The organism is Bradyrhizobium sp. ARR65, assembly GCF_000472385.1.
GTDB lineage: Bacteria > Pseudomonadota > Alphaproteobacteria > Rhizobiales > Xanthobacteraceae > Bradyrhizobium.
The window spans coordinates 1-2,492 of sequence record NZ_AWZU01000124.1 but is presented as its reverse complement, the minus strand read 5'-3'; the positions used below and the strand labels follow the sequence as shown (position 1 = coordinate 2,492).

Sequence of the window (2,492 nt, the reverse complement as noted above, 5' to 3'; positions counted from 1 at the left end):
GTCGTTGGGACCATCGGTCGCGGAATCTTGAACAAGATTCGAGTAGCGGATTTCTACTCCGCGGGTTGCAGGTTCGAGTCCTGCTGGGATCGCCAATAATTTCAAGCAGTTACGCGATTTTCGTCTGAGCAGAGCGTGTTGCGCTCTGTACTTCTAAAAACCCTTTAATTTCAGGCATTCCCATCTCGTACCGACTGGTCCGCGCAACACGGACGCAACACGAGCTTTCTGCATTCGTTCTGAAGTCCTCAGGAGACATCATGCGCGTTGCGATCTGCGGAGGCGGAGTTATCGGCGCGCCGCGCATTTCCTTAGCCACCGCGCGATCGATGTAGTTGTCGTAGAAGGAACGGAGTTGGCCGCTGCGCAATCCGGTAAAGTGGGTGGATTTCTGGCGCTTGACTGGTGCGCCGGCACTCCGCTGGATGCGCTGGCACGGCGGAGCTTAGCTCTATGCCGCCCCACGCTGTTTTACGGAATGAGTCCATCACCCGCTCCATCGCGCGATGCTTGCGGTTCTTCACCTTCAGCCAGTGCTTCGAGCGCCCAGCTTGATAGGGTCGATCGCGGCTGCCCGAAACAGGTCTGGCCAATCTCGCCCCGCTCAAACGGGTCGATGAAGACGCCTTCAGAGCGCCGCGGGAAGACCGCCGCGATGAGCCGACCGATCCGGCAGCCGGCCACGATCAAACTAACCAAGCAACGCCGCGCCCGCCTCGGTGAACTTCACGCAGGGTCCCGCTCTCGTGCAGCCACAGCCAGCCATTGGCAATCGGGCCAACGGCGTCCCGCGCTGCATCGATCTGACGCCTTTCGACCCGGCCGGTTACGACCATTGGACCCATGGCTCGCTCCGGTCCGGTTAGCAGCTGGCGGGTGGGCGACTTATTTTTTGGTGAATTTTGAAATGACGCCGGTTCTGGCAAGCTCGCGACGAAATTGGAGCATCGATATGACATACGTTCCGTTGGCCCTCGCAGCGCTCCTGGTACTGTCTGGACCCAATTCCGCCTTTGCTCAGTATGACTGCCCGGGCGGACAACGACCTGTGCCCCCGGCAATTGCCGCGCAAATGGCGCTCCCGCTGTGCGGCTTCGACGCTACCAAGCGTTGGGCTGGAAACACCTGTACGTTGTGCGACTCGCGTAACATGTATCCGAACCCGTTTGTCGCTTATCCTTTGGTGCGAAGCCGCCGCCATTATTATTTTCGGTGATCATCCGAACGACGATCACTCGCTCAATCGCGGGGTGGTTGCGGGACTTTGATCCAGCGCTTCGACCAGCCACCCTGATAGAGCCGGTCGCGGCGCTTTGAGACTAGACCTTCGAGCCTCATAGTGGCGCGGAATAGCTCGGGGTCGATCTCGCCGCCCCTCGAACGGCGCGACAAAGGTGCCGTTCGGGGCGCCGCGCTAACAGGCGCGCGAGGTTGGCCGCACTCCGGCCTTTAAGACCCTAATTGGCAGGGTCCGCGGCCCGCTGTCCGGCGGGAGTGATGCTGTGTCTGCCGCCCTGGAAGATCAGCCAGCCCAATCTCACCATCTCCTGGGCAGTCTTTGGACCACAAACTGGGTGATTGCCGCCGGGGCGGTACAGCCCGCCATATCGAGCGACGAGGTATCCGTAAAGCTGGGCTTGATGCAGCGCGCTGCGCATTCCCGCAGGGGACTTCTCCATAGCAATCGAGGGCCGAGTGATGAGACCGCCTGAGGCGGACAAGGATTGCCCTCACCATGGAACCGGAATGAGGGGGTTTTGACGTGTGCCACACTGGCAGCGCGTAGCAAGGCAACGTGACAGTTTCTTAAATCGAAAGCTTATGCGCCGCGATGCGCTCCGCCAACGCGACGGTCGCAGACTTCCTCGTGCTGGCTGATGATGATTGAGGCAGTCGCCCAGCTTTTCGCGACCCGTGCCCCGAAGGTAGGAACGCCATGACGCTGGTCTCGTAAGGAACAACAGGCGCTTATGGAGCCGGCGTATAATGCGCTTTTCAGACGTTCACGCTCATGACTGCTGTGGGCATTTCGCTAATCGCAATTGGCGTCGCGCTGGTTTGCGCCGGGCTGGCATTCTGGCCGCGCGCACCGCGGACTGATCAGGCAGCCCGTGGTGGCCCCGGCGAGTTTCGGACAATCCTCGATGCACTGGACGACGAACACCGTCCCGACGAGTCGAGCGATCCGGCCGACCACAATCCAAATTGAGCAACCAGCGCCGCGCCCGACTGAGTGGCTTCACGTAGGTCCCGCTCTCGTGCAGCCACAGACCGTAATCGGCAATTGCGCGATCGAACCCGGCCTTTGTATTCTGCTGGCCGCGAGCTGCGCGAGCAGATCGCATCATTCGGCACGATTGACGTGATCGCCAGTGAGATGCGCGAGGTTGTCGAGCGGTACATGCCCGATCTGGTGGACCGCCGGCCTCCGAAGGCGCTGGCCAAGCGGAAGGTGACGGCAAAGCATCCGCCGAAGCGCAAGAGCCCAACCA

The 2,492-nt window shown here is 60.8% G+C and carries 1 protein-coding gene; it reads left to right on the top strand.

From position 1 onward, the window contains the following. Positions 1-2,305 precede the first annotated feature (2,305 nt). A partial coding sequence (locus tag F758_RS46235; RefSeq protein ID WP_035725371.1) for a hypothetical protein occupies positions 2,306-2,492 on the top strand: 187 nt, incomplete at its 3' end.